Source organism: Pseudacidovorax sp. NFM-22, assembly GCF_021401245.1.
GTDB lineage: Bacteria > Pseudomonadota > Gammaproteobacteria > Burkholderiales > Burkholderiaceae_C > Xenophilus.
Genome location: NZ_JACBFY010000002.1, coordinates 530561 through 549723 on the forward strand (window position 1 = coordinate 530561; position 19163 = coordinate 549723).

The 19163-nt window shown below is 71.9% G+C and carries 18 protein-coding genes; 12 read left to right on the forward strand and 6 right to left on the reverse strand.

The features are described from left to right. Positions 1–20 precede the first annotated feature (20 nt). On the reverse strand, positions 21–1721 hold the full coding sequence (gene argS, locus L0984_RS08005) for an arginine--tRNA ligase (RefSeq protein ID WP_234193178.1): 1701 nt from the start codon (positions 1719–1721) through the stop codon (positions 21–23). Between the two features lie 77 nt (positions 1722–1798). Between argS and L0984_RS08010 the strand changes: the two genes are divergently transcribed. Together L0984_RS08010 and L0984_RS08015 are read left to right on the forward strand one after the other, a co-directional pair. Next, positions 1799–3085 carry an EAL and HDOD domain-containing protein gene (locus L0984_RS08010; protein WP_234193179.1) on the forward strand — a complete coding sequence of 429 codons (1287 nt, stop codon included), beginning with the start codon at positions 1799–1801 and terminating at the stop codon, positions 3083–3085. A gap of 177 nt (positions 3086–3262) precedes the next feature. Then, positions 3263–3589 (forward strand): PsiF family protein, encoded by a 327-nt coding sequence (locus L0984_RS08015; RefSeq protein ID WP_234193180.1) that lies wholly within the window; start codon positions 3263–3265, stop codon positions 3587–3589. Between the two features lie 89 nt (positions 3590–3678). On the opposite strand, the gene L0984_RS08020 is transcribed toward L0984_RS08015, so the two are convergent. Both L0984_RS08020 and rpe read right to left on the reverse strand, forming a co-directional pair. After that, positions 3679–4131 (reverse strand): DUF2214 family protein, encoded by a 453-nt coding sequence (locus tag L0984_RS08020; RefSeq protein ID WP_234193181.1) that lies wholly within the window; start codon positions 4129–4131, stop codon positions 3679–3681. Positions 4132–4156: 25 nt separating this feature from the next. Next, on the reverse strand, positions 4157–4852 hold the full coding sequence (gene rpe / locus L0984_RS08025) for a ribulose-phosphate 3-epimerase (RefSeq protein ID WP_234193182.1): 696 nt from the start codon (positions 4850–4852) through the stop codon (positions 4157–4159). A 78-nt stretch (positions 4853–4930) separates the two neighbouring features. On the opposite strand from rpe, the gene apaG reads away from it, so the two are divergent. The 4 genes from apaG to thiL all read left to right on the forward strand — a co-directional run bounded on the left by apaG (position 4931) and on the right by thiL (position 8958). Then, positions 4931–5326 carry a Co2+/Mg2+ efflux protein ApaG gene (gene apaG, locus L0984_RS08030; protein WP_017762174.1) on the forward strand — a complete coding sequence of 132 codons (396 nt, stop codon included), beginning with the start codon at positions 4931–4933 and terminating at the stop codon, positions 5324–5326. A 143-nt stretch (positions 5327–5469) separates the two neighbouring features. Further along, a complete protein-coding gene (locus tag L0984_RS08035) occupies positions 5470–6735 on the forward strand; it encodes a cation:proton antiporter (protein WP_234193183.1) in 1266 nt (421 codons plus the stop codon). A gap of 124 nt (positions 6736–6859) precedes the next feature. After that, a complete protein-coding gene (locus L0984_RS08040; RefSeq protein WP_234193722.1) occupies positions 6860–7984 on the forward strand; it encodes a YbdK family carboxylate-amine ligase in 1125 nt (374 codons plus the stop codon). Between the two features lie 5 nt (positions 7985–7989). Further along, positions 7990–8958 carry a thiamine-phosphate kinase gene (thiL, locus tag L0984_RS08045; RefSeq protein ID WP_234193184.1) on the forward strand — a complete coding sequence of 323 codons (969 nt, stop codon included), beginning with the start codon at positions 7990–7992 and terminating at the stop codon, positions 8956–8958. Between the two features lie 213 nt (positions 8959–9171). Here thiL and L0984_RS08050 read toward each other — a convergent pair whose 3' ends face one another. Further along, the gene (locus tag L0984_RS08050) at positions 9172–10071 is read right to left on the reverse strand and encodes a LysR family transcriptional regulator (RefSeq protein ID WP_234193185.1); all 900 of its coding nucleotides are present in this window, start codon (positions 10069–10071) and stop codon (positions 9172–9174) included. A 93-nt stretch (positions 10072–10164) separates the two neighbouring features. Here L0984_RS08050 and L0984_RS08055 point away from each other — a divergent pair, with 93 nt between their 5' ends. The 4 genes from L0984_RS08055 to L0984_RS08070 all read left to right on the forward strand — a co-directional run bounded on the left by L0984_RS08055 (position 10165) and on the right by L0984_RS08070 (position 14239). Then, a complete protein-coding gene (locus L0984_RS08055; RefSeq protein ID WP_234193186.1) occupies positions 10165–11160 on the forward strand; it encodes a tripartite tricarboxylate transporter substrate binding protein in 996 nt (331 codons plus the stop codon). Positions 11161–11173: 13 nt separating this feature from the next. Beyond that, positions 11174–12859 (forward strand): FAD-dependent oxidoreductase, encoded by a 1686-nt coding sequence (locus L0984_RS08060; protein WP_234193187.1) that lies wholly within the window; start codon positions 11174–11176, stop codon positions 12857–12859. A 227-nt stretch (positions 12860–13086) separates the two neighbouring features. Beyond that, the gene (locus tag L0984_RS08065) at positions 13087–13674 is read left to right on the forward strand and encodes a phosphatidylglycerophosphatase A family protein (RefSeq protein ID WP_234193188.1); all 588 of its coding nucleotides are present in this window, start codon (positions 13087–13089) and stop codon (positions 13672–13674) included. A gap of 40 nt (positions 13675–13714) precedes the next feature. Beyond that, positions 13715–14239, forward strand: a complete 525-nt coding sequence (locus L0984_RS08070) for a CinA family protein (protein WP_234193189.1) — start codon at positions 13715–13717, stop codon at positions 14237–14239. 203 nt (positions 14240–14442) lie between these two features. On the opposite strand, the gene L0984_RS08075 is transcribed toward L0984_RS08070, so the two are convergent. Then, positions 14443–15414 (reverse strand): succinylglutamate desuccinylase/aspartoacylase family protein, encoded by a 972-nt coding sequence (locus L0984_RS08075; protein WP_234193190.1) that lies wholly within the window; start codon positions 15412–15414, stop codon positions 14443–14445. Between the two features lie 111 nt (positions 15415–15525). After that, positions 15526–16320 carry a helix-turn-helix transcriptional regulator gene (locus tag L0984_RS08080; protein ID WP_234193191.1) on the reverse strand — a complete coding sequence of 265 codons (795 nt, stop codon included), beginning with the start codon at positions 16318–16320 and terminating at the stop codon, positions 15526–15528. A 226-nt stretch (positions 16321–16546) separates the two neighbouring features. On the opposite strand from L0984_RS08080, the gene iaaH reads away from it, so the two are divergent. Beyond that, positions 16547–17962, forward strand: a complete 1416-nt coding sequence (gene iaaH, locus L0984_RS08085) for an indoleacetamide hydrolase (protein WP_234193192.1) — start codon at positions 16547–16549, stop codon at positions 17960–17962. A gap of 49 nt (positions 17963–18011) precedes the next feature. After that, positions 18012–19163 carry a substrate-binding domain-containing protein gene (locus tag L0984_RS08090; RefSeq protein ID WP_234193193.1) on the forward strand — a complete coding sequence of 384 codons (1152 nt, stop codon included), beginning with the start codon at positions 18012–18014 and terminating at the stop codon, positions 19161–19163.

The following is a 19163-nucleotide window of genomic DNA, read 5'->3' on the forward strand; positions in this document are numbered from 1 at the left end:
GGGTGGGATTGTGCGGGCTCTCACATCTTGCGCGGCGCGCTGACGCCGAGCACGGCCAGGCCGTTGGCCAGCACCTGCGCACACGCGGCCACCAGCGCCAGGCGGGCGCGCTTGGTGGGCACGTCGTCCACCAGGATGCGCTCGGCGTCGTAATAGCTGTGGTACGCCGCGGCCAGTTCGCGCAGGTAGAAGGTGACGTCGTGCGGCGCGAAGTCGCGCGCAGCGGCGGCCAGCATCTCGGGGTATTTGGCCAGCAGCAGCATCAGCGGCTGGGCGGCGTCGGTGGCCAGGGGCGCCAGGTCGGTGCCCTTGAGCGCTGCGGCGTCTACGCCTTCCTTGTCCAGCACCGAGCAGATGCGCGCATGGGCGTACTGCACGTAGAAGACCGGGTTGTCGTTGTTCTGGGCCACGGCCAGGTCGACATCGAAGGTGTATTCGGTGTCGGGCTTGCGGCTGAGCAGGAAGAAGCGCACGGCGTCGGTGCTGGTCCATTCGATCAGGTCGCGCAGCGTCACGTAGCTGCCGGCGCGCTTGCTGATCTTGACCTCCTGCCCGCCGCGCACCACGCGCACCATGGTGTGCAGCACGTAGTCGGGGTAGCCCTCGGGAATGCCGACGTTGGCCGCCTGCAGGCCGGCACGCACCCGGGCGATGGTGCCGTGGTGGTCGGTGCCCTGGATGTTGACCACCTTGTGGAAGCCGCGCTCCCACTTGGCGATGTGATAGGCGACGTCGGGCACGAAGTAGGTGTACGTGCCGTCCTTCTTGCGCATGACCCGGTCCTTGTCGTCACCGTAGTCGGTGGAGCGCAGCCACAGGGCGCCGTCCTGCTCGTAGGTCTTGCCGGCGTCGATCAGCTTGTTCACCGTCGCCTCGACCCGGCCGCTGGTGTACAGGCTGGACTCCAGGTAGTACTGGTCGAAGCGCAGCTTGAAGGCCTGCAGGTCCTTGTCCTGCTCGTTGCGCAGGTAGGCGACGGCGAACTGGCGGATGTTCTCGGTGTCGTCGACGTCACCGTTGGCCGTGAACTCGCGGTCGTCGGCGCGGACGGTCTTCCTGGCCAGGAAGTCGTCGGCGATGTCCTGGATGTAGTCGCCGTTGTAGAAGGCCTTGCTGGCCGGGTTCTCGGGGTCGGTGGGCCAGCAGTCGTCGCCCGGCTTGAAGCCCTTGGCGCGCAGCTGCGTGCTCTTGGTCAGCGTCTCGATCTGCACGCCCGCGTCGTTGTAATAGAACTCGCGGTGGACGGCCTGGCCCTGCGTCGCCAGCAGGTTGCAGATGGCGTCGCCCAGCGCGGCCTGGCGGCCGTGGCCCACGTGCAGCGGGCCGGTGGGGTTGGCCGAGACGAATTCGACCAGCACCTTCTCGTCCGGGCGCACCGGCTGGCTGCCGAAGCCGGCGCCAGCATCGAGCACCTCGTGCACCACCTGCTGCTTGGCCGCCGCCTTGAGGCGGATGTTGAGGAAGCCGGGGCCGGCGATCTCGATGGCATCGACCCAGCGGGCGTAGGCGGGCGTGTCGAGCAGCGCATTGCGCAGCTCTTCGCCGAGCTGGCGGGGGTTCTTCTTGAGGGGTTTGGCCAGTTGCATGGCCGCGGTGCAGGCCAGGTCGCCATGGGCGGCGACCTTGGGGGATTCGAAGGCCGCCCGGCTGCCGGCGCCCGGCTCGAATTGATCGAGCACCTGGGCCAGCGCCGCCAGAAGGTCCTGTTTGACGGTAAGCATCGAAGGATTTTAGGCGGGCATGCCAGAACGCCCGGGCGCAAGCGCTTACGATCCATTAAGAAGAATTAACTAAAAAAATGCGCCACGACGCCGCGGAGGCCCTCTACATCGGCCGCCAGCCCATCCTCGGACGGAACCAGCAACTGCACGCCTATGAACTGCTGTTCCGCAGTGGCCATGCCGCGGGTGCCCAGGTGCTCGACGGCGCTCAGGCCACGGCCACGGTGATCGTCAACGCCTTCGCCGAACTGGGCATGGCCCATGCGCTGGACGGCCATCCCGCCTATATCAACGTCGACACCCAATTGCTCTTCAGCGACGTGCTGGAGCTGCTGCCCCGCCAGGCGGTGGTGCTGGAGATCCTGGAGTCGGTGCCCGCCACGCCGGCCGTGCTGCAGCGCTGCCTGCACCTGCGCGAGGCGGGCTTCACGCTGGCGCTGGACGACGTGGTGGACTTCGATGCCCGCACGGCCGCCCTGCTGCCGCTGGCGCGCGTGGTCAAGGTCGACCTGCTGCCCCTCGCCGCGGATGCCGTGGCCCCGCTGGTGCGGCGCCTCCGCGCGGCGTCGCCGGCGGTCCTGCTGCTGGCCGAGAAGGTGGAGCGGCGCGAGCAGTTCGACGCCTGCCTGGCGCTGGGCTTCTCGCTCTTCCAGGGCTACCACTTCGCGCGGCCGACGATCATCGCCGGCCGCCGCCTGGGTCATTCGCAGCACACGCTGATCCGGCTGATGGGCCAGCTGGGCGCCGACGCCGACAGCGGCGCGCTGGAGGAAACGCTCAAGCCCGAGCCCGGCCTGACCATGAACCTGCTGCGCATGGCCAACGCCGCCGGCGCCGGGGCCACGCGCGCGGTCACCTCGCTGCGCGACGTGATCCAGGTGCTGGGCCGCCGCCACCTGCAGCGCTGGGTGCAACTGCTGCTGTTTGCCGCCGATGCCCGGGGTGGCGCGGCCAGCCCCCTGCTGCTGATGGCCGCCACCCGCGGCCGGCTCATGGAATCGGCGGCCCAATTGCTGCGTCCGCGCGATGCGGGCCTGGCAGATGGCGCCTTCATGGTGGGGATGATGTCGCTCATGCCCGCCGTGGTGGGGCTGGCCATGGAAGACATCCTCGGCCCGTTGCGGCTGGCCCCGGCCATCGACCGGGCGCTGCGCGACGGCGCCGGCCTGCTGGGCGAGTTGCTGACCCTGGCGCAGGCCAGCGAAAGCGGCAACCTGCAAGGGCTGGCCCAGGCCCTGCAGGCCCATCCCGACCTCTCGCCGGCCCTGTTCAACCAGGCCCAGGCCGAGGCCCTGGAATGGGCGCATGCCATCGGCCGCGGAACGACATCGGCCGGCGCAGGCGGATCGACCGGCGCGGGCTGACCCGGCGGCATGCCTGGCCGCGCGACTCGCCGCGCTCCGCCTCGCGCCGGCGCGACTGCAAACTTTGGTTTCACCGCTCGTCGTCATCGCAACCTTTGTGAACCGCGTTGCATGAAAGCCTGGCGCCGCCGGGCCGGTGCCCGAGGGGCGCCGCTTGAGCCGGAAGGACAACCACCCATGAAAAAGCTCGCTTCCCTGATCGCCCTGGGCGCCGCCCTGTCGTTCAACGCCTTCGCCCAGACGCCCGCCCCGGCGGCAGCGGCCGCCGAGAAGGCGCCGACCGCGCAGCAGAGCAAGATGAAGACCTGCAACGCCAACGCCGGCGACAAGAAGGGCGACGAGCGCAAGGCCTTCATGAAGCAGTGCCTGTCGGCCAAGCCAGCCAAGGCCGCCACGCAGCAGGACAAGATGAAGAGCTGCAACGCCGACCCCAAGGCCAAGGCCCTCAAGGGCGACGAGCGCAAGGCCTTCATGAAGGAATGCCTGAGCGCCAAGGCGGCCTGAGACAGATCCTCGCGCGCCAAAGACGAAGCCCGGTCGACGCCGGGCTTTTTTGCTGGACGCCTCGCGGCGGCGCGGCGCCGCCCGCCCTGCTACTTGCCGAAGCCGCGCGCCAGGAAGACGGCGAACAGTGGGATCAGCGCGATGAGGTGCGCCTGCACCATCACCAGCCGGCGCGTGCGCCGCACCTCCTCGGCGCCCGGCAGGGCCCCGCCCCGGCGCTGGGCGCGCAGCCAGCGGCGGAAGGTCAGCGTCGGGAAGATCGAGATCAGCCCCACGATCACGAACAGCGTCACCTTCACGTGCAGCAGCGGGTTGGTCCAGTACCAGGCGCTGCCCTTCACGCCCAGGAAGGTGCGCACCAGGCCGGTGGCCAGCACGGCGATGGCGGCGATGCCGTAGATCAGGTCGACCTTGGCCAGCCGCTCCACCGCCTTGGCGTTGAGCCATTCGATGCGGCACAGCGCCGCCTCGCTGGAGATGAACACCACCATCGTCAGGATGGCGAGCAGGTGCAGGTAGGCCAGGATGGCTTCGAGCGTCACGGCGGGCTCCGGAGATGAAAGGCGGTCAGCCGGCCAGGTTGGCGCGCATGGTGTCGATCACCGTGCGGTAGTCGGGCGCGTTGAAGATCGCGCTGCCGGCCACGAAGGTGTCGGCGCCGGCGGCGGCCACGCGGGCGATGTTGTCGGCCTTGATGCCGCCGTCCACCTCCAGCCGGATGTCGCGGCCGCTGGCGTCGATGCGCTGGCGCACCCGCTCGATCTTGCGCAGCGCCGAGTCGATGAAGCTCTGGCCGCCGAAGCCGGGGTTGACGCTCATGATCAGCACCAGGTCGATCTCGTCCAGCGTCCAGTCCAGCACCTCCAGCGAGGCCGCCGGGTTGAACACCAACCCGGGCTTGCAGCCGGCCGCGCGGATGGCCTGGATGCTGCGGTGCACATGCGGCGAGGCGTCGGGGTGGAAGCTGATGTAGTCGGCACCCGCCTTGGCGAAGGCGGCGGCCAGCGCGTCGACCGGCTGGATCATCAGGTGCACGTCGATGGGCACCGGCTGGCCGTCGGGCGTTTTGGCGTGAGGCTTGAGCGCCTCGCACACCATCGGGCCGAAGGTGAGGTTGGGCACATAGTGGTTGTCCATCACGTCGAAATGGATCCAGTCGGCGCCGGCGGCGATCACGTCGCTCACTTCGGCGCCCAGCCGGGCAAAGTCGGCCGAGAGGATGGACGGGGCGATGCGGTGGGTCGTGGGGCGGCTCGTCGTCATGGGCGCGGATTCTCGCCGCAGGCCCGCCCTTGACCCGCGGGCCTTGCCGGAAGACCCGCGTTGTTAACATTCCGCGCCATGCCCCAGCACCCGATGCGCGTCGAGGTCGAGCCTCGCTACCTGCCCGAGCAGTCCTCGCCGGAGACGGGGCTCTACGCCTTCGCCTACACGATCACCGTGACCAACGTGGCGCTGTTCCCGATCCAGCTGATCGCCCGCCACTGGGTGATCGAGGACATCTCCGGCCATGTGCAGGAGGTGCGCGGCCTGGGCGTGGTGGGGCGCCAGCCGCTGCTGTCGCCTGGCCAGTCCTTCCGCTACACCAGCGGCTGCCAGCTCAAGGCGGCCAGCGGTACGATGCGCGGCAGCTATTTCGTGGTGAGCGAGGACGCCGAACGCTTCGACGTGCCCATCGCCGCCTTCGTGCTCGACGCCGGAACGGGTTCCGACCCCGGCCCGCGCATCCTGCACTGAGGATCGCCCGGCGCTGCGGCGCCGATGACCCCGGGACCCGACCGCGCGCTGGCGCCGCGGGCCCAGTCAGAAGGAACGGACGACCAGGACGCCGCTGCGCGGTGCCGATGCCGTCCGGCCCTTCGCAGACCTTTGCCAGCCCGATGAATCTTCTTCCTTCCGACCTGCTGGGCTTCCTGTCCAGCTGGATGCGACCGACAGCCGGCCTGCCCACCGTGTGGTGGGCCCTGCTGATCGCCGCAGCCGCCGCCGCCGGCCATCTCGTGCAACGCTACATGGGCCTGCCCAAGGTGGTGGGCTATTCGCTGGTGGGCACCGTGGTGGGCCTGGCCGGCTTCGAGGGTGCCATCTGGCCGCTGCAGGGCACGGCCCTCTACCTGATGGAGCTGGGCGTGGCCATCGTGCTCTTCGAGGCGGGCGGGCGCCTGCCGCTGGGCTGGTTCCGCCGCAACCCGATGGTGCTGGCGCAGAGCATTGCCGAGTCGGGCCTGACCTTCGCCGCCGTCTGGTGGACGCTGCGCGCCTTCGACGTGCCGCCCTCGGTGATCGCGCCGCTGGCGCTGATCGCCGTAGCGGCCTCGCCGGCGGTGCTGTCGCGGGTGGTGATCGACATCCGCGCCTCCGGCCCCGTCACGGAACGGGCGCTGGCGCTGTCCACGCTCAACACGCTCTATGCGCTGACGCTGGCCTATGTCTTCGCGGGCCGGCTCGAGAACTCGCCGCAGGGCTTCATGGAGAACTTCCACCCGATCCTGACGGTGCTGGGCCTGTCCTTCGTGGTGGGCGCGGTGATGGCGTTGGCCCTGCGCTCGGCATTGCGGGTGATGAGCCCGACCAGCGAGAACACCTCGATCCTGCTGCTGGCGATCATCGGTGCCGGCGCGGCCGTGGCCAGCGCCTGGGGCGGCGCGGCGCCGCTGGCGGCGCTGATCGGTGGCGTGCTGCTCAAGGGGCTGAACCCGCGGCCCTGGGTCTGGCCGCGCCAGTTGGGCACGGCGGCGTCGCTGGTGACCATGCTGATGTTCGTGCTGGTCTCCATCGTCGCGGCGCAGGCGGAATGGAACCTCACCGTGGCCACCGTGGTGCTGGCGCTGATCGGTGCGCGCGCCGTGGCCAAGATCGCCGGCGTGGCGCTGGCCAATCCGGGCAGCGGCACCAGCTGGCGCCAGGCGCTGTGGATCGGCTGCGCGATGGCGCCGCTGTCGTCCATCGCGCTGCTGATCGCGTCGGGCTTCGTCACCGCCTCGCCGCTGCTGGGCCACCTGATCACGCAGGTCGCGTTGCCGGCCATCCTGCTGATGGAGGTGCTGGGCGCGGTGCTGGCCACCGTGGCCCTCTACGGCGCCAAAGAAAGCTCGCGGCCCTGGGCCCCCGAGGCCTTCACCGCCCCCGAGGACACGCAGCGATGAGCGCCCGCCCGGCCGCTTCGACGCCGAAGGAACAGCCATGAGCCCCCTGGACAACCCCCCTTCGCCCTTCTCGCCCCCGACCGCCGAGCCGACGCGCGCCCAGCGCGAAGCCGATGCCCGCGTGGTGCCGCTGGAGCCCTTCCGCAGCTCCAAGGCGCTGTCGCTGGGTGTCGAGCTGGAGCTGCAACTGGTCAACACCCACGACTACGACCTCGCGCCCTATGCCGAGGACATGCTGCGCGGCATGGCCCAGTTCGACCTGCGCGGCAGCGTGGTGCCGGAGATGACCTCGAGCATGATCGAGATCTCCACCGACGTCTGCCATTCCGCCGAGGAGGTGTTGCAGCAGCTGGGGCCGCTGCGCGACGCGCTGGTCAAGGTGGCGGGCAAGCTCAACATCGCGGTCCTGGGCGGCGGCACGCATGCCTTCCAGCAGTGGCACGAGCAGCGCATCTACGACAAGCCGCGCTTCCGCCAGCTGTCGGAGCTGTACGGCTACCTGTCGAAGCAGTTCACCATCTTCGGCCAGCATGTGCACGTGGGCTGCCCCGACGCCGACTCGGCGCTGCTGATGCTGCACCGCATGAGCCGCTACATCCCGCACTTCATCGCGCTGTCGGCCTCCAGCCCCTACGTGCAGGGGCAGGACACGCAGTTCGACTCGGCGCGGCTCAATTCCGTCTTCGCCTTCCCGCTGTCGGGCCGCGCGCCCTTCACGCTGTCGTGGAAGGAGTTCGAAGGCTACTTCGCGCGCATGACCCGCACCGGCGTGGTCAAGAGCATGAAGGACTTCTACTGGGACATCCGGCCCAAGCCCGAGTACGGCACGATCGAGATCCGCGTCTTCGACACGCCGCTCACGGTGGAGCGCGCTGCGGCGCTGGCCGGCTATGTGCAGACGCTGGCCGCGTACTTCCTGCAGGAGCAGCCCTTCGTGCCCAGCGAGGACGACTACCTGGTCTACACCTACAACCGCTTCCAGGCCTGCCGCTTCGGCCTGGACGCGGTGTACGTGGACCCGTCCAACGGCGAGCACATGCCGCTGCGCGAGCACATCCTGCGCACCATGACCATGCTGGAGCCGCATGCCGCCGTGCTCGACGCCACCCGCGCCTTCGGCCGCCTGCGCAGCTCGGTCGAAGCCAGCGAGAACGACGCCCGCTGGCTGCGCGAGCGCCAGGGCCGCGAGCGGCTGCTGGCCGAGGTGGTGCGCCAGGCGGCGGAGCGCTTTCGCACGCCGGTGGGCTGAGCGCCATGGGTGAATTCGATCTGATCCGCCAGTTCTTCCAGCGCCCCGCCGTGCCCGGGGGCGCGGTGGCGCTGGGCGTGGGCGACGACTGCGCGCTGCTGGACCTGGCGCCGGGCATGCAGCTGGCCGTGTCCTCCGACATGCTGGTCGAGGGCCGGCATTTCCTCGCCACCGTCGACGCGGCCTTGCTGGGTCACAAGGCGCTGGCCGTCAACCTGAGCGACCTGGCCGCCTGCGGGGCACGCCCCTTGGCCTTCACCCTGGCGCTGTCGCTGCCCTCGGTGGACGAGGCCTGGCTGGCCGGCCTGGCCCGGGGCCTGTTCGCGCTGGCCGATGCGCACGGCTGCCAGCTGATGGGCGGCGACACCACGCGCGGGCCGCTCAACCTGTGCATCACCGTCTTCGGCGAGGTGCCTCGCGGCGGCGCCCTCTTGCGCAGCGGCGCGCGGGCGGGCGACGACCTCTGGGTCAGCGGCACGCTGGGCGATGCGCGGCTGGCGCTGGAAGTGTTCCGCGGCCGGCTGTCGGTGCCGGAGGCGGTGTTCGCCGCGGCGCGTGCCCGCATGGAGCAGCCCACGCCGCGCGTCGCGCTCGGCCTGGCGCTGCGCGGCATCGCCACCAGCGCCATCGACATCAGCGACGGCCTGGCCGGCGACCTGGGCCATGTACTGCGCGCCAGCGGCGTGGGCGCCATGCTCGACGCCGACGCCGTGGCCGGCACGCTGGCCGCTCGCGGCGCCGTGGCGCTGGACGCGGCCATGCAACGCAGCCTCACGCTGGCCGGCGGGGACGACTACGAACTCGCCTTCACGGCACCGACGGATCGATCGGCCGACGTCGAAGCCGCGGCGCGTGCAGCCGGCGTGCCGGTGACGCGCATCGGCAGCATCGAGACCGAGCCCGGCTTGCGCGTGGTGGATGCGCAAGGCCGGCCGGTGGACCAGCGCTTCGCGTCCTTCGACCACTTCGGCTGAAGAGCCTTCCCTCCCCGGCGCGCCGGACCGGCCGTCGAGGCCGATCGGCCCACAGCGGCAAGGCGGCCACAACGCCCTCTCCCCTCGCGGGAGAGGATTGGGGAGAGGGGGCGAGGGCGCTGGCGAGATGGGCATCCCGGGTGCTACCGGCTCCCCCTCTCCCCCGACCCCTCTCCCGCGAGGGGAGAGGGGAGAAGTCCTCGCGGCCGCGCCTCAGCCCAGTTCCGCCCGCAGCATCTCGATGAAGCTGCGGCTGGCCGCCGACAGCGAGCGCCCGCGGCGCGTCACCACCGAGATGTCGCGCGAGACCCGCGGCGCCGACAGCGGGATCACCGCCAGGTCCGCATCGCCGCGCGCCCGCGCGAAGGCCGAGGGCATCACCGACGGCCCGAGGCCGCTGGCCGTCATCCACAGCGCGGTCGACAGGAAGCTCACCTCCCCCGCCACCTCCAGCGCCACGCCGGCGCGCGCGGCGGTCACGTCCACCGTCTGGCGCACGCCGTAGCCGCCGCGCGAGGTGATGACCGGATGGCCCGCCAGGTCGGTCCAGCGGATGCTGCGGCGGCCGGCCAGCGGATGGTCGCGGCGGCAGACGAAGGCCAGGTGGTCGCGCAGCAGCGGTTCGGTCTCGATGTCGGCGCCGGGCCGCTCGGGCGTGCCCAGGCCGAAGTCCACATGCTCGCCCAGCACGCGCGCCACGAACTGGTCGGGCGCGCAGTCGTCCACCACCACCCGCACGCCGGGGTGCGACTCGCCGAAGCGGCGCACCACCTCCGGCAGCAGAAAGCCGGCCAGCGTGGGCGTGATGGCCACCGCGACGCGCCCACGCTCCAGCGTGGCCAGGTCGCGGAAGCCGCCGGCCAGCGCATCGACATCGCGCAGGATGCGCTCGGCCGTGGGCAGCATGTCGGTGGCGGCGGCGGTGGGTTGCAGCGAGCGCGTGGTGCGGTCGAAGAGGCGTGTGTCGAGGCCGTCCTCCAGCTGCCGCAGCAGCATGCTCACGGCCGACTGGGTGACGAACAGCCGCTGCGCCGCCGTGCCCAGCCGGCGCGACTGGTAGACGGCGACGAAGGCGCGCAGTTGGCGGATGGAGGGCGTGAACGAGCGATTCATCAGGAGACCTGAAATTTTCATTCGAATTTCTCGATTTACGAATGAATGTTGACGCGCTTCAATGCGGCCTCGACAAAAACAGGAGACAGATCGATGACGACAGAACATGCCGCCGGCCTGACGCGGCGCGCGGGCCTGGCCTCGCTGGCGGCGCTGCTGGCCGCGCCGCTGGCCGCCCGCGCCCAGGGCAACTGGCCCGACAAGCCCATCCGCCTCGTCGTCACCTTCCCGCCCGGCGGCAGCAGCGACGCGGTGGTGCGCCTGCTGACGCCGCGCCTCAACGAGAAGCTGGGCCAGCAGGTAGTGGTGGACAACCGGCCCGGCGCAGGCGGCAACGTCGGCCTGACGCTGGTGGCCAAGGCGCCGGCCGACGGCTACACGCTGGGCGTGGGCGCAGCGGGCGCGCTGTCGGCCAACTCCAGCCTGTATGCGCAGATGCCCTTCGACCCGCTCAAGGACCTCAAGCCTGTGGGCATGCTGGCCGCCATTCCCTTCGTGCTGGTGGGCCACCCCTCGGTGCCGGCGCGCAACCTGCGCGACTTGATCGCGCTGGCCCGCACCAAGCCGGGCGGCCTCTCCGTGGGCCATGGCGGCAACGGCACGGCGATGCACATGGCGACGGCCCTGTTCGAGCAGATGGCCGAGGCCAAGGTGGTGGGCGTGCCCTACCGCGGCTCCGGCCCGGCGGCCATCGATGCCATCGCCGGCCAGGTGCCGCTGGCCATGGTCGACCTGCCGGCCGCGCTGCAGCAGATCCGCGCCGGCAAGCTGGTCGCCTTCGGCGTGACCAGCCCGCAGCGCCTGCCCTCGCTGCCCGAGGTGCCCACGCTGGCCGAGGCCGGCCTGCCCGGCTACGACGCCACCGGCTGGTTCGGCGTGGTGGCGCCGGCTGCGACGCCGACGGCCATCGTCACGCAGCTCAACGAGGCCATCAACTTTGCGCTGCGCGATCCGCAGAACCAGGCCGCCATGCGCGCCCAGGGCGTGGAGCCGGCGCCGGACACGCCGCAGGCCTTCGAGCGCTACATCCAGAGCGAGACGCGCAAGTGGGGCCAGGTGATCCGCACGGCGCAAATCAAGCTTGATTGACAGAACCCAGACCATGACTTCTTCCCGATCCTCCGCTCCCTTCGACGCCGACGTGCTCATCGTCGGCGGCGGTCCCGTCGGCCTGACGCTGGCGACCGACCTGGCCCAGCGCGGCCATCGCGTGGCCGTGGCCGAGCTGCGCCGCTATGGCGAGCCGCCCAGCGTCAAGTGCAACCATGTCTCGGCCCGTTCCATGGAACAGCTGCGGCGCCTGGGCGTGGCCGCGCGTCTGCGCGATGCCGGGCTGCCGGCCGACTACCCGAACGACGTGGTGTTCCGCACCCGCGTGACCGGCACCGAACTCACGCGCATCCCCATCCCGGGCCGCAGCACGCGCTACACCGACACCGCCGGCCCCGACGGCTGGTGGCCCACGCCAGAGCCGCCGCACCGCATCAACCAGATCTACCTGGAGCCCATCCTGCTCGACCACGCGGCGGCGCAGCCCGGCGTGCAGCTGTTCAACCGCACGCAGGTGGCCGAGTTCGTGCAGGACGAGGACGGCGTGACCGCCACGCTGCTCGACCTGGACAGCGGCGCCACGCGCCAGCTCCGGGCCCGCTACCTGGTCGGCTGCGACGGCGGCAGCTCCGGCGTGCGCAAGGCCATGGGCGCCAAGCTCGAAGGCACGCCGGTGATCCAGCGCGTGCAGTCCACCTTCATCCGCGCGCCGGGGCTCAAGGCCCTGCTGACGGACAAGGACGCCTGGTGCTGCTATGCCGTCAACCCCGAACGCTGCGGCACCGTCTTCGCCATCGACGGCCAGCAGGACTGGCTGGTGCACAACCATCTGCATCCGCACGAAGTCGACTTCGACGCGGTGGACCGGGACTGGGCGATCCGCGCCATCCTGGGCGTGGGCCCCGACTTCGAGTACGAGGTCATCAGCCGCGAGGACTGGGTGGGCCGCCGCCTGGTGGCCGACCGGCTGCGCGCGGGCCGCGTGTTCATCGCCGGCGATGCGGCGCACCTGTGGGTGCCCTACGCCGGCTACGGCATGAACGCGGGCATCGCCGATGCGGTGAACCTGGCCTGGCTGCTGTCGGCCCGGCTGCACGGCTGGGGGGGCGAGGCCATCCTCGACGCCTACCAGGCCGAGCGCCAGCCGATTACCGAGCAGGTGTCGCACTTCGCCATGGACCATGCGCAGAAGATGATCCGCGCCCGCGGTGCCGTGCCGCCCAACATCGAAGCCCAGGGCCCCGAGGCCGACGCCGAGCGCGCGCGCGTGGGCCGCGAGGCCTACGACCTGAACGTGCAGCAGTTCTGCTGCGCGGGCCTGAACTTCGGCTACTTCTACGCCGGCTCGCCGCTGATCGTGGACGACGGCGCCCAGCCGCCGGCCTACTCGATGGGCGACTTCACGCCCTCGACGGTGCCCGGCTGCCGCACGCCGCACTTCTGGCTGGCGGACGGCCGCTCGCTCTACGACCTGCTGGGCACGGGCTACACGCTGCTGCGGCTGGACCCGGCGGTGGACGTGGCGCCGCTGCAGGCCGCGGCCGACGCGCTGGGCATGCCGCTGACGGTGGTGGACCCGGTGGCCGCCGGCCCGCTGCCCGCCGCCTATGCCCATGCGCTGCTGCTGGTGCGCACCGACCAGCACGTGGCCTGGCGCGGCGACCGGCTACCGGCCGACCCCGGCGCGCTGCTGGCCCAACTGGCCGGCCGCAGCGCGCAGACCGTGGCGGCGGGCTGAGCGGGCCGCCGCCCGGGCCGTCACGCGCAGTCTGCGGATCGAGAGCCCCTCTCCCCTCGCGGGAGAGGGGTGGGGGAGAGGGGGCGCGGCCCTGCCCATGACCTGGCGCCCCACCATCGCCGCAGCCCCCTCTCCCCCGCCCTCTCCCGCAAGGGGAGAGGGCGCCAGTCCTGGGGCGCGGCGACAGGCTGGGCATCCCGCAAGGCCGGGTCTACCATCGGCGGCTCATGTCCGCTGCTCCGTCTTCTCCCCCCGAGTCGCCCGCCTTCTCCACTGCCCCTGCCGGCGCGTTGCCCCTGCCGCCGGTGCGGCCCAGTTGGGCCTTCCTGCGCGCCCATCCGGCGCATGCCATCGCCCTTGGCTTCGGTTCCGGCCTCTCGCGCCTGGCGCCGGGCACGGCCGGCACGCTCTGGGGCTGGGCCGTGTTCGTCGTGCTGTCGCAGCTGCTTTCCCCCTTCGCGCTCGGCGTGGTGACGCTGGCCGCCTGGCCCCTGGGCTGGTGGGCCTGCACGGTGACCGCCCGCGACCTGCGCGTGCCCGACCCCGGCGCCGTGGTCTGGGACGAGATCGCGGCCATCTGGCTCGTGCTGTGGCTGGTGCTGCCGGCGGGGCTGCTGGCCCAGATCGTGGCCTTTGCGCTCTTCCGCCTGTTCGACGCTGCCAAGCCCGGCCCGGTGGGCTGGGCCGACCGGCTCATCCCCCACGACCCCACGGCGCCGCGCTGGGCCCTGTCGGGCCTGGGCATCCTGCTGGACGACCTGGTGGCGGCCTTCTGCACGCTGCTGGTGATCGCCCTGGCGCGCGCGTTCTGGTGATCGCGCCGGTTCCCCGCATTCCGACTTCCAGCCCCCGACCATGATCATCGCCCCCGTCCCGCCCGCCGCCGACGAGGCGCCCGACCTGCCCGCGCTGGTGCGCCAACTGGCCGAGTTGCTGGGCACCAGCGGCCGCATGCTGGCCACCGCCGAGAGCTGCACCGGCGGGCTGATCGCCGGCGCCTGCACCGACCTGGCCGGCTCCAGCACCTGGTTCGAACGTGGCTTCGTCACCTATTCCAACGAGGCCAAGACGCAGATGCTGAGCGTGCCGGCCGACCTCATCGCCGCCCATGGCGCGGTGAGCGAACCCGTCGCGCGGGCCATGGCCGAAGGCGCCCTCGCGCACTCGCTCGCGCAGGCGGCCGTCGCCGTCACCGGCGTGGCCGGCCCGGGCGGCGGCTCGGCCGAGAAGCCGGTGGGCACCGTGTGGTTCGGCTGGTCGCTGGACGGGCAATGCTGGGCCGAGCGGCGCCTCTTCACCGGCGACCGCGCCGCCGTGCGCGCGGCGACGGTGCGGCATGCGCTGCAGACGCTGGTGACGCGGCTGCGGCCGGCGGACTGAACGCTGGCCACAGCCATGTTCGCCATGGCGCGGACCAACAGCGTCCGCCGCCCGCCCAGTGCCAGTCCGTCAAGCCGTTCGCCCTGAGCTTGGCCTGCCCTGCGGTTGTCGAAGGGTCGAAGGGCTTGCGCCAGGCTTCGACAAGCTCAGCCCGAACGGACTTTGATTCACTGTCCGGCATTGCGCCACCTGCCCCACGCCGGTCAGCCCAGCACGCGCTCGCTGGGCGTGGCGAAGTAGAACCACTCGGTGCCCACCCGCGCGAGCGGGTTGGGGAACACGATGTGGCCGTCCGCCGCGGCCCGCACCTCGCTGCCGTCGTGGCGGCGGGCGATGAGCTCGCCCGCCGCCACGGTGTCGAAGGTGGCCCACTCGCGCACGAAGGTGTCGCCCTCGTGCAGCCGGTCGGTCACGTCGCGCAGGCGCAGCAGGCGGGGACGCGCGGGCGGATGCGCAGCCAGGCCCTCGGGCAGCGGCGCCATGCCCAGCAGCGCCAGCGTGCGGCGGATGGCCTGCCAGGCCACTTCGGGCGCCTGCGGGTCGCGGTGCTGGCCGCATTCCAGCGTCACGCCGTAGCCGCCGCAGTTGCGGATGTACTCGTTGGTGCCGCGGCCGTAGTCGATCTCGTCCTCCGACGGCATGGCACCACCCGCACGCCGCGCGATGGCGGCGGCATAGATGTCCAGCCAGCCTTCCACGATGGTGGGCGTGCCGATGTGCAGCGCCAGGCGGCCCTCCTCCTCGGCGCGCGCGAAGGGCTCCAGCGGGCCGGGGTTGTCGCGCGGGCCGATCATGGCGAAGGCCTCGCCGGGGCTCTCGAAGGAATGCAGGTCCAGCAGCACCTCGTGCTGCGCGATCACCGGCGCGAGCAGGTTGGTCAGCCGGTCCTCGTAGTCGCGCGGCTCGGCGCGCGGGCGGAAGGCGCGGTTGAGGTTGCGCTCGCCCTCGCGCCGCAGCAGCCGCCGCGCCATGGGGTTGGCCACCGGCACCAGCGTGAGCCGGCCGCGCGCCAGGCCCAGCGCGCCGCTGTCCAGTTCGGCCTTCAGGCGCTCGATGCCGACGGTGCCGCCCGTCTCGTCGCCGTGCACGCCGCCCATCACCAGCAGCCGGGGGCCGGGTTCGATGGCGGCGTAGGTGTGGATGCGGAGCAGGTCGTCGGCGGGCGGGGTCGGCATCCGGCCGATTATGGAAGGGGCCCGTGAAGCGCCGGGCGAGGCGGGCGCAAGACCTCGCCGCCTGCGGGCGGGGCCTGCCCCGGGCACGCACGCGTACCTGCAGCGCTGGCGTCAGTGCGTCCGGACGCTGGCCGCCACCGGTGCCGCGGCCAGCTGCGAGACACGGTGGGCCAGCCGCGCCCGGCCCCGGGCGCCCAGCTTGTCGGCCGCGTTGTTGAGGTAGTAGCGCACCGTGGTCGGCTGCAGCTGCAGGCTGCGTGCGATCTCCTTGTCGGCACAGCCGCGGAACACCAGCAGCGCCACCTCCGCCTCGCGCGGCGTCAGCGACTGGCGGGCCAGCACGCCCAGCAGCGCCGCGTCGTCCACCACGGCCGCCGGCGGCGCCGCGCGGGCCTTGCGCAGGCGCAGCAGCGCCGCCGTGAACGACGGCTCCAGCATGCGCAGGATGGCCAGTTCGCCCTCCTCGAACTCGGGCTGGCGCTCGCTGCGGAAGGCCAGCATGTCGCCGACGAAGGCATCGCCGTCGCAGGCATAGAGGTTGAGGCCCCGATGCATCTCGTAGGGCCGCAGGAAGTCGTTGTAGAACTCCGTGCGCACCAGCTGCGCCCGCGGCAGGGCATGCGCGAAGCCGCCGCAGCGCAGCGGCTGGAGCACGGGCGTGATCGGATCGCAGAACTGGAAATGCGCCTCGTAGCGCTGCGCGTGGGCCTCGTCCAGGTTGTGGGCGAAGCTGATGGCATAGCGGCGGCTGTCGGCATCGAAGTCGCGCGACACCAGCGACTGCGCCCGGAGCGCCCGCGCCAGCGCGGGGGCCAGCAGGTGCCGCAGCTCGTGCAGGTCGTCCGCGCTCGCGAGCACCCGGTAGCACTCGGACAGTGCCGCCACTTGGTCATTCGAGAGGTACATCGCTGGTGCTGGGCGTGAAAGGGGGCGGGTCGGGCGCCGGCCGATGCCGGTGGCAGCAGATGCAGCAACCGTCGTGCCAGATGCGGCCATCTTCGCCGCTGCGCGTCCCGTCAATCTCGACGGGTGCCTGGAAAGCGGCTGCTGGGTAGCCTTCCGCTGCATCAACTCCTTCGAGCGTACGCGTGCCCGCCCTTCCGCGGCACCCCCGTGCGCCCACCCTTCGCCTATGGAAAACCCGCAACCGCTCCACCGGCTCGGCATCGCCGCGCTGCAGCAGGGCCTCGCGCAGAAGCACTTCAGCGCCACCGAGCTGGCGCAGGCCCTCGCCGCCCGCACGCAGCAGTTCGCCCATCTCAATGGCTATGTGGACTTCGACCCGACGCCCTTCCTCGCCCAGGCCGCGCAGGCCGACGCCGCCCTGGCACGCGGCGACGCGCCGGCGCTCAGGGGCATCCCGCTCGCGCTCAAGGACAACATCGGCACCGCCGACCTGCCCACCGGCGCCGGCACGGGCGCGCTGCACGGCCGCCGCCCGCGCGCCGATGCCGAGGTGGTGCGCCGCCTGCGGGCAGCGGGCGCCGTCGTGGCCGGCAAGGCCGGCATGCACGAACTGGCCTTCGGCATCTCCAGCGACAACGCCGTCACCGGCCGCATCCACAACCCCTGGGCGCCCGATTGCATCCCCGGCGGCAGCAGCGGCGGCAGCGCCGTGGTGGTGAGCGCCGGGCTGGTGCCCGCCGCCCTGGGCACCGACACCGGCGCCTCGGTGCGGCTGCCGGCCGCGCTCTGCGGCATCGCCGGTCTGCGGCCCACGGTGGGGCGCATTCCGGGCGCGGGCATCGCGCCCATCTCGGCCACCCGCGACACCGCCGGGCCCATGGCCCGCAGCGTGCACGACCTGGCCCTGCTCGACACCGTGATGGCGCAGGACACCACGCCGCTGGCCGACGTCCCACTGCGCGGCCTGCGCCTGGGCCTGCCGGCGCAGCGCTTCTGGGATGCCTGCGACGCCTCGGTCACCGCCGTGATGGCCCAGGCCCGGGAGGCGCTGCAGAAGGCCGGCGTGGTGCTGGTCGAGGTGGCCCTGCCCGAGCTGGACGCACTCAACGCCGCCGTCGGCTTTCCGGTGGCGCTCTACGAATTCATGGCCCAGATGCCGGACTACCTCCGAGAAGCCGGCCACGACGTCGACCTGCCCGCGCTGCTCGCCGGCATCGGGAGCCCCGACGTGGCCGGCCTGCTGCAGCCGCTGCTGAAGGAAGGCGTGCCCGAGGCCGCCTACCGCGAGGCCCTGGCGGCCCGCGCACGGCTGCAGGCGATGTACCGCGACGCCTTCGCGCAGGCGCAGGTGGAGGCGCTGGCCTTTCCCACCGCGCCGCTGACCGCGCGACCGCTGCTGGCGGGCGGCGAGGTGGAATTCCTGGGCGCGCCGCAGCCGGCCTTCCTGACCTACATCCGCAACACCGATCCGGGCAGCAATGCCGGCATTCCCGGCCTGAGCCTGCCCGCCGGCGTGGGGCCCGACGGGCTGCCCGTGGGCCTGGCGCTGGACGGCCCGGCCGGCAGCGACCGGCGCCTGCTCGCCATCGGCGCCGCGATCGAGCGCGTGCTGCCCCCGCCCGCCGTGCCGCCGCTCGCCTGAGAAGGCCATCGCGCGCCACCCCGTTCCCTGGCTTCACGAGGAGGATTCCATGAACCGTCGAGACTTCATCCGAAGCGGCGCCGCCACCGGCGCCACCCTGGCCCTGGCGCCCGCCCTGGCCGAGACGCCGCTCAAGGTAGCCGTGCTCATCCCGCAGAGCGGGCCGGCCGGCCTGTTCGGCCCCTCGGCCAAGGCCTGCGCCCAGCTGGCCGCCGAGACGCTCAATGCCCGCGGCGGCATCCTCGGGCGCAAGCTGGAGCTGCTGTTCGGCGATGCCGGACTGCCGCCGGCCGAGGCCGCGCAGACCGCGCTCAAGCTGTGGAAGGGCTCGGGTGCCGCCGCCATCGTGGGCATGCACGACAGCGCCGTGCGCGGCGCGCTGGTCGGCCTGTTCAAGGGACAGGTGCCCTACTTCTACACGCCGATCTACGAGGGCGGCGAATGCGCCCGCGCCACCTACGTCAACGGCGAGACGCCGCAGCAGCAGCTGCAGCCCGTCATTCCCTGGCTGGCCGCCGAGCGCAAGCCGACCAAGTGGTACCTGGTGGGCAACGACTACATCTGGGGCCGCAACACCAACGCCACCGCCAAGACCTACATCGCCCAGACCGGCGCACAGGTGGTGGGCGACGAGTACCTGCCGTTCACCGTGGACAACTTCGACGCCACGCTGGCCCGCATCCGCGACAGCGGGGCCGATGCGGTGCTGGTGTCGCTGGTGGGCGGCGCCTCGGTCAACTTCAACAAGGCCTTCGCCAGCTTCGGCCTGGCCGACAAGGCGCTGCGGCTGGGCACGCTGATCGAGGAGAACACGCTGGCCGGCATCGGCGTGGCCAATGCGCGCAACCTGTATTCCAGCTCGGGCTACTTCGCGCGCATCGACACCCCCGGCGCCAAGGCCTTCGCCCAGGCCTACGCGGCACGCTTCGGCGCGCAGGCACCGGCGCTCAACGGCCTGGCCGAATCCACCTACGAGGGCTTCCTCATGATGGACGCCATCGCCCGCAAGGCCGGCGGCCTCGACCCCGCGAAGATGGACGCCGCCAGCGAAGGCGCCAGCTACAGCGGCCCGCGCGGCGCGGTCACCATGCGCAACCGCCATGTGGAGCAGGACATCTACCTGGCCGATGTGGATGCGCAGGGCTTCCGCGTGGTCAGGACCTTCCCGCGCGTGGCCTCGGGCCAGAGCTGCAAGGTGTGA

Coding starts and splice junctions, on each gene's coding strand:
- argS (WP_234193178.1), bottom strand. CDS start 1,721: ATGCTTACCGTCAAACAGGACCTTCTGGCGGCGCTGGCCCAGGTGCTC.
- L0984_RS08010 (WP_234193179.1), top strand. CDS start 1,799: ATGCGCCACGACGCCGCGGAGGCCCTCTACATCGGCCGCCAGCCCATC.
- L0984_RS08015 (WP_234193180.1), top strand. CDS start 3,263: ATGAAAAAGCTCGCTTCCCTGATCGCCCTGGGCGCCGCCCTGTCGTTC.
- rpe (WP_234193182.1), bottom strand. CDS start 4,852: ATGACGACGAGCCGCCCCACGACCCACCGCATCGCCCCGTCCATCCTC.
- apaG (WP_017762174.1), top strand. CDS start 4,931: ATGCCCCAGCACCCGATGCGCGTCGAGGTCGAGCCTCGCTACCTGCCC.
- L0984_RS08035 (WP_234193183.1), top strand. CDS start 5,470: ATGAATCTTCTTCCTTCCGACCTGCTGGGCTTCCTGTCCAGCTGGATG.
- thiL (WP_234193184.1), top strand. CDS start 7,990: ATGGGTGAATTCGATCTGATCCGCCAGTTCTTCCAGCGCCCCGCCGTG.
- L0984_RS08050 (WP_234193185.1), bottom strand. CDS start 10,071: ATGAATCGCTCGTTCACGCCCTCCATCCGCCAACTGCGCGCCTTCGTC.
- L0984_RS08055 (WP_234193186.1), top strand. CDS start 10,165: ATGACGACAGAACATGCCGCCGGCCTGACGCGGCGCGCGGGCCTGGCC.
- L0984_RS08060 (WP_234193187.1), top strand. CDS start 11,174: ATGACTTCTTCCCGATCCTCCGCTCCCTTCGACGCCGACGTGCTCATC.
- L0984_RS08065 (WP_234193188.1), top strand. CDS start 13,087: ATGTCCGCTGCTCCGTCTTCTCCCCCCGAGTCGCCCGCCTTCTCCACT.
- L0984_RS08070 (WP_234193189.1), top strand. CDS start 13,715: ATGATCATCGCCCCCGTCCCGCCCGCCGCCGACGAGGCGCCCGACCTG.
- L0984_RS08075 (WP_234193190.1), bottom strand. CDS start 15,414: ATGCCGACCCCGCCCGCCGACGACCTGCTCCGCATCCACACCTACGCC.
- L0984_RS08080 (WP_234193191.1), bottom strand. CDS start 16,320: ATGTACCTCTCGAATGACCAAGTGGCGGCACTGTCCGAGTGCTACCGG.
- iaaH (WP_234193192.1), top strand. CDS start 16,547: ATGGAAAACCCGCAACCGCTCCACCGGCTCGGCATCGCCGCGCTGCAG.
- L0984_RS08090 (WP_234193193.1), top strand. CDS start 18,012: ATGAACCGTCGAGACTTCATCCGAAGCGGCGCCGCCACCGGCGCCACC.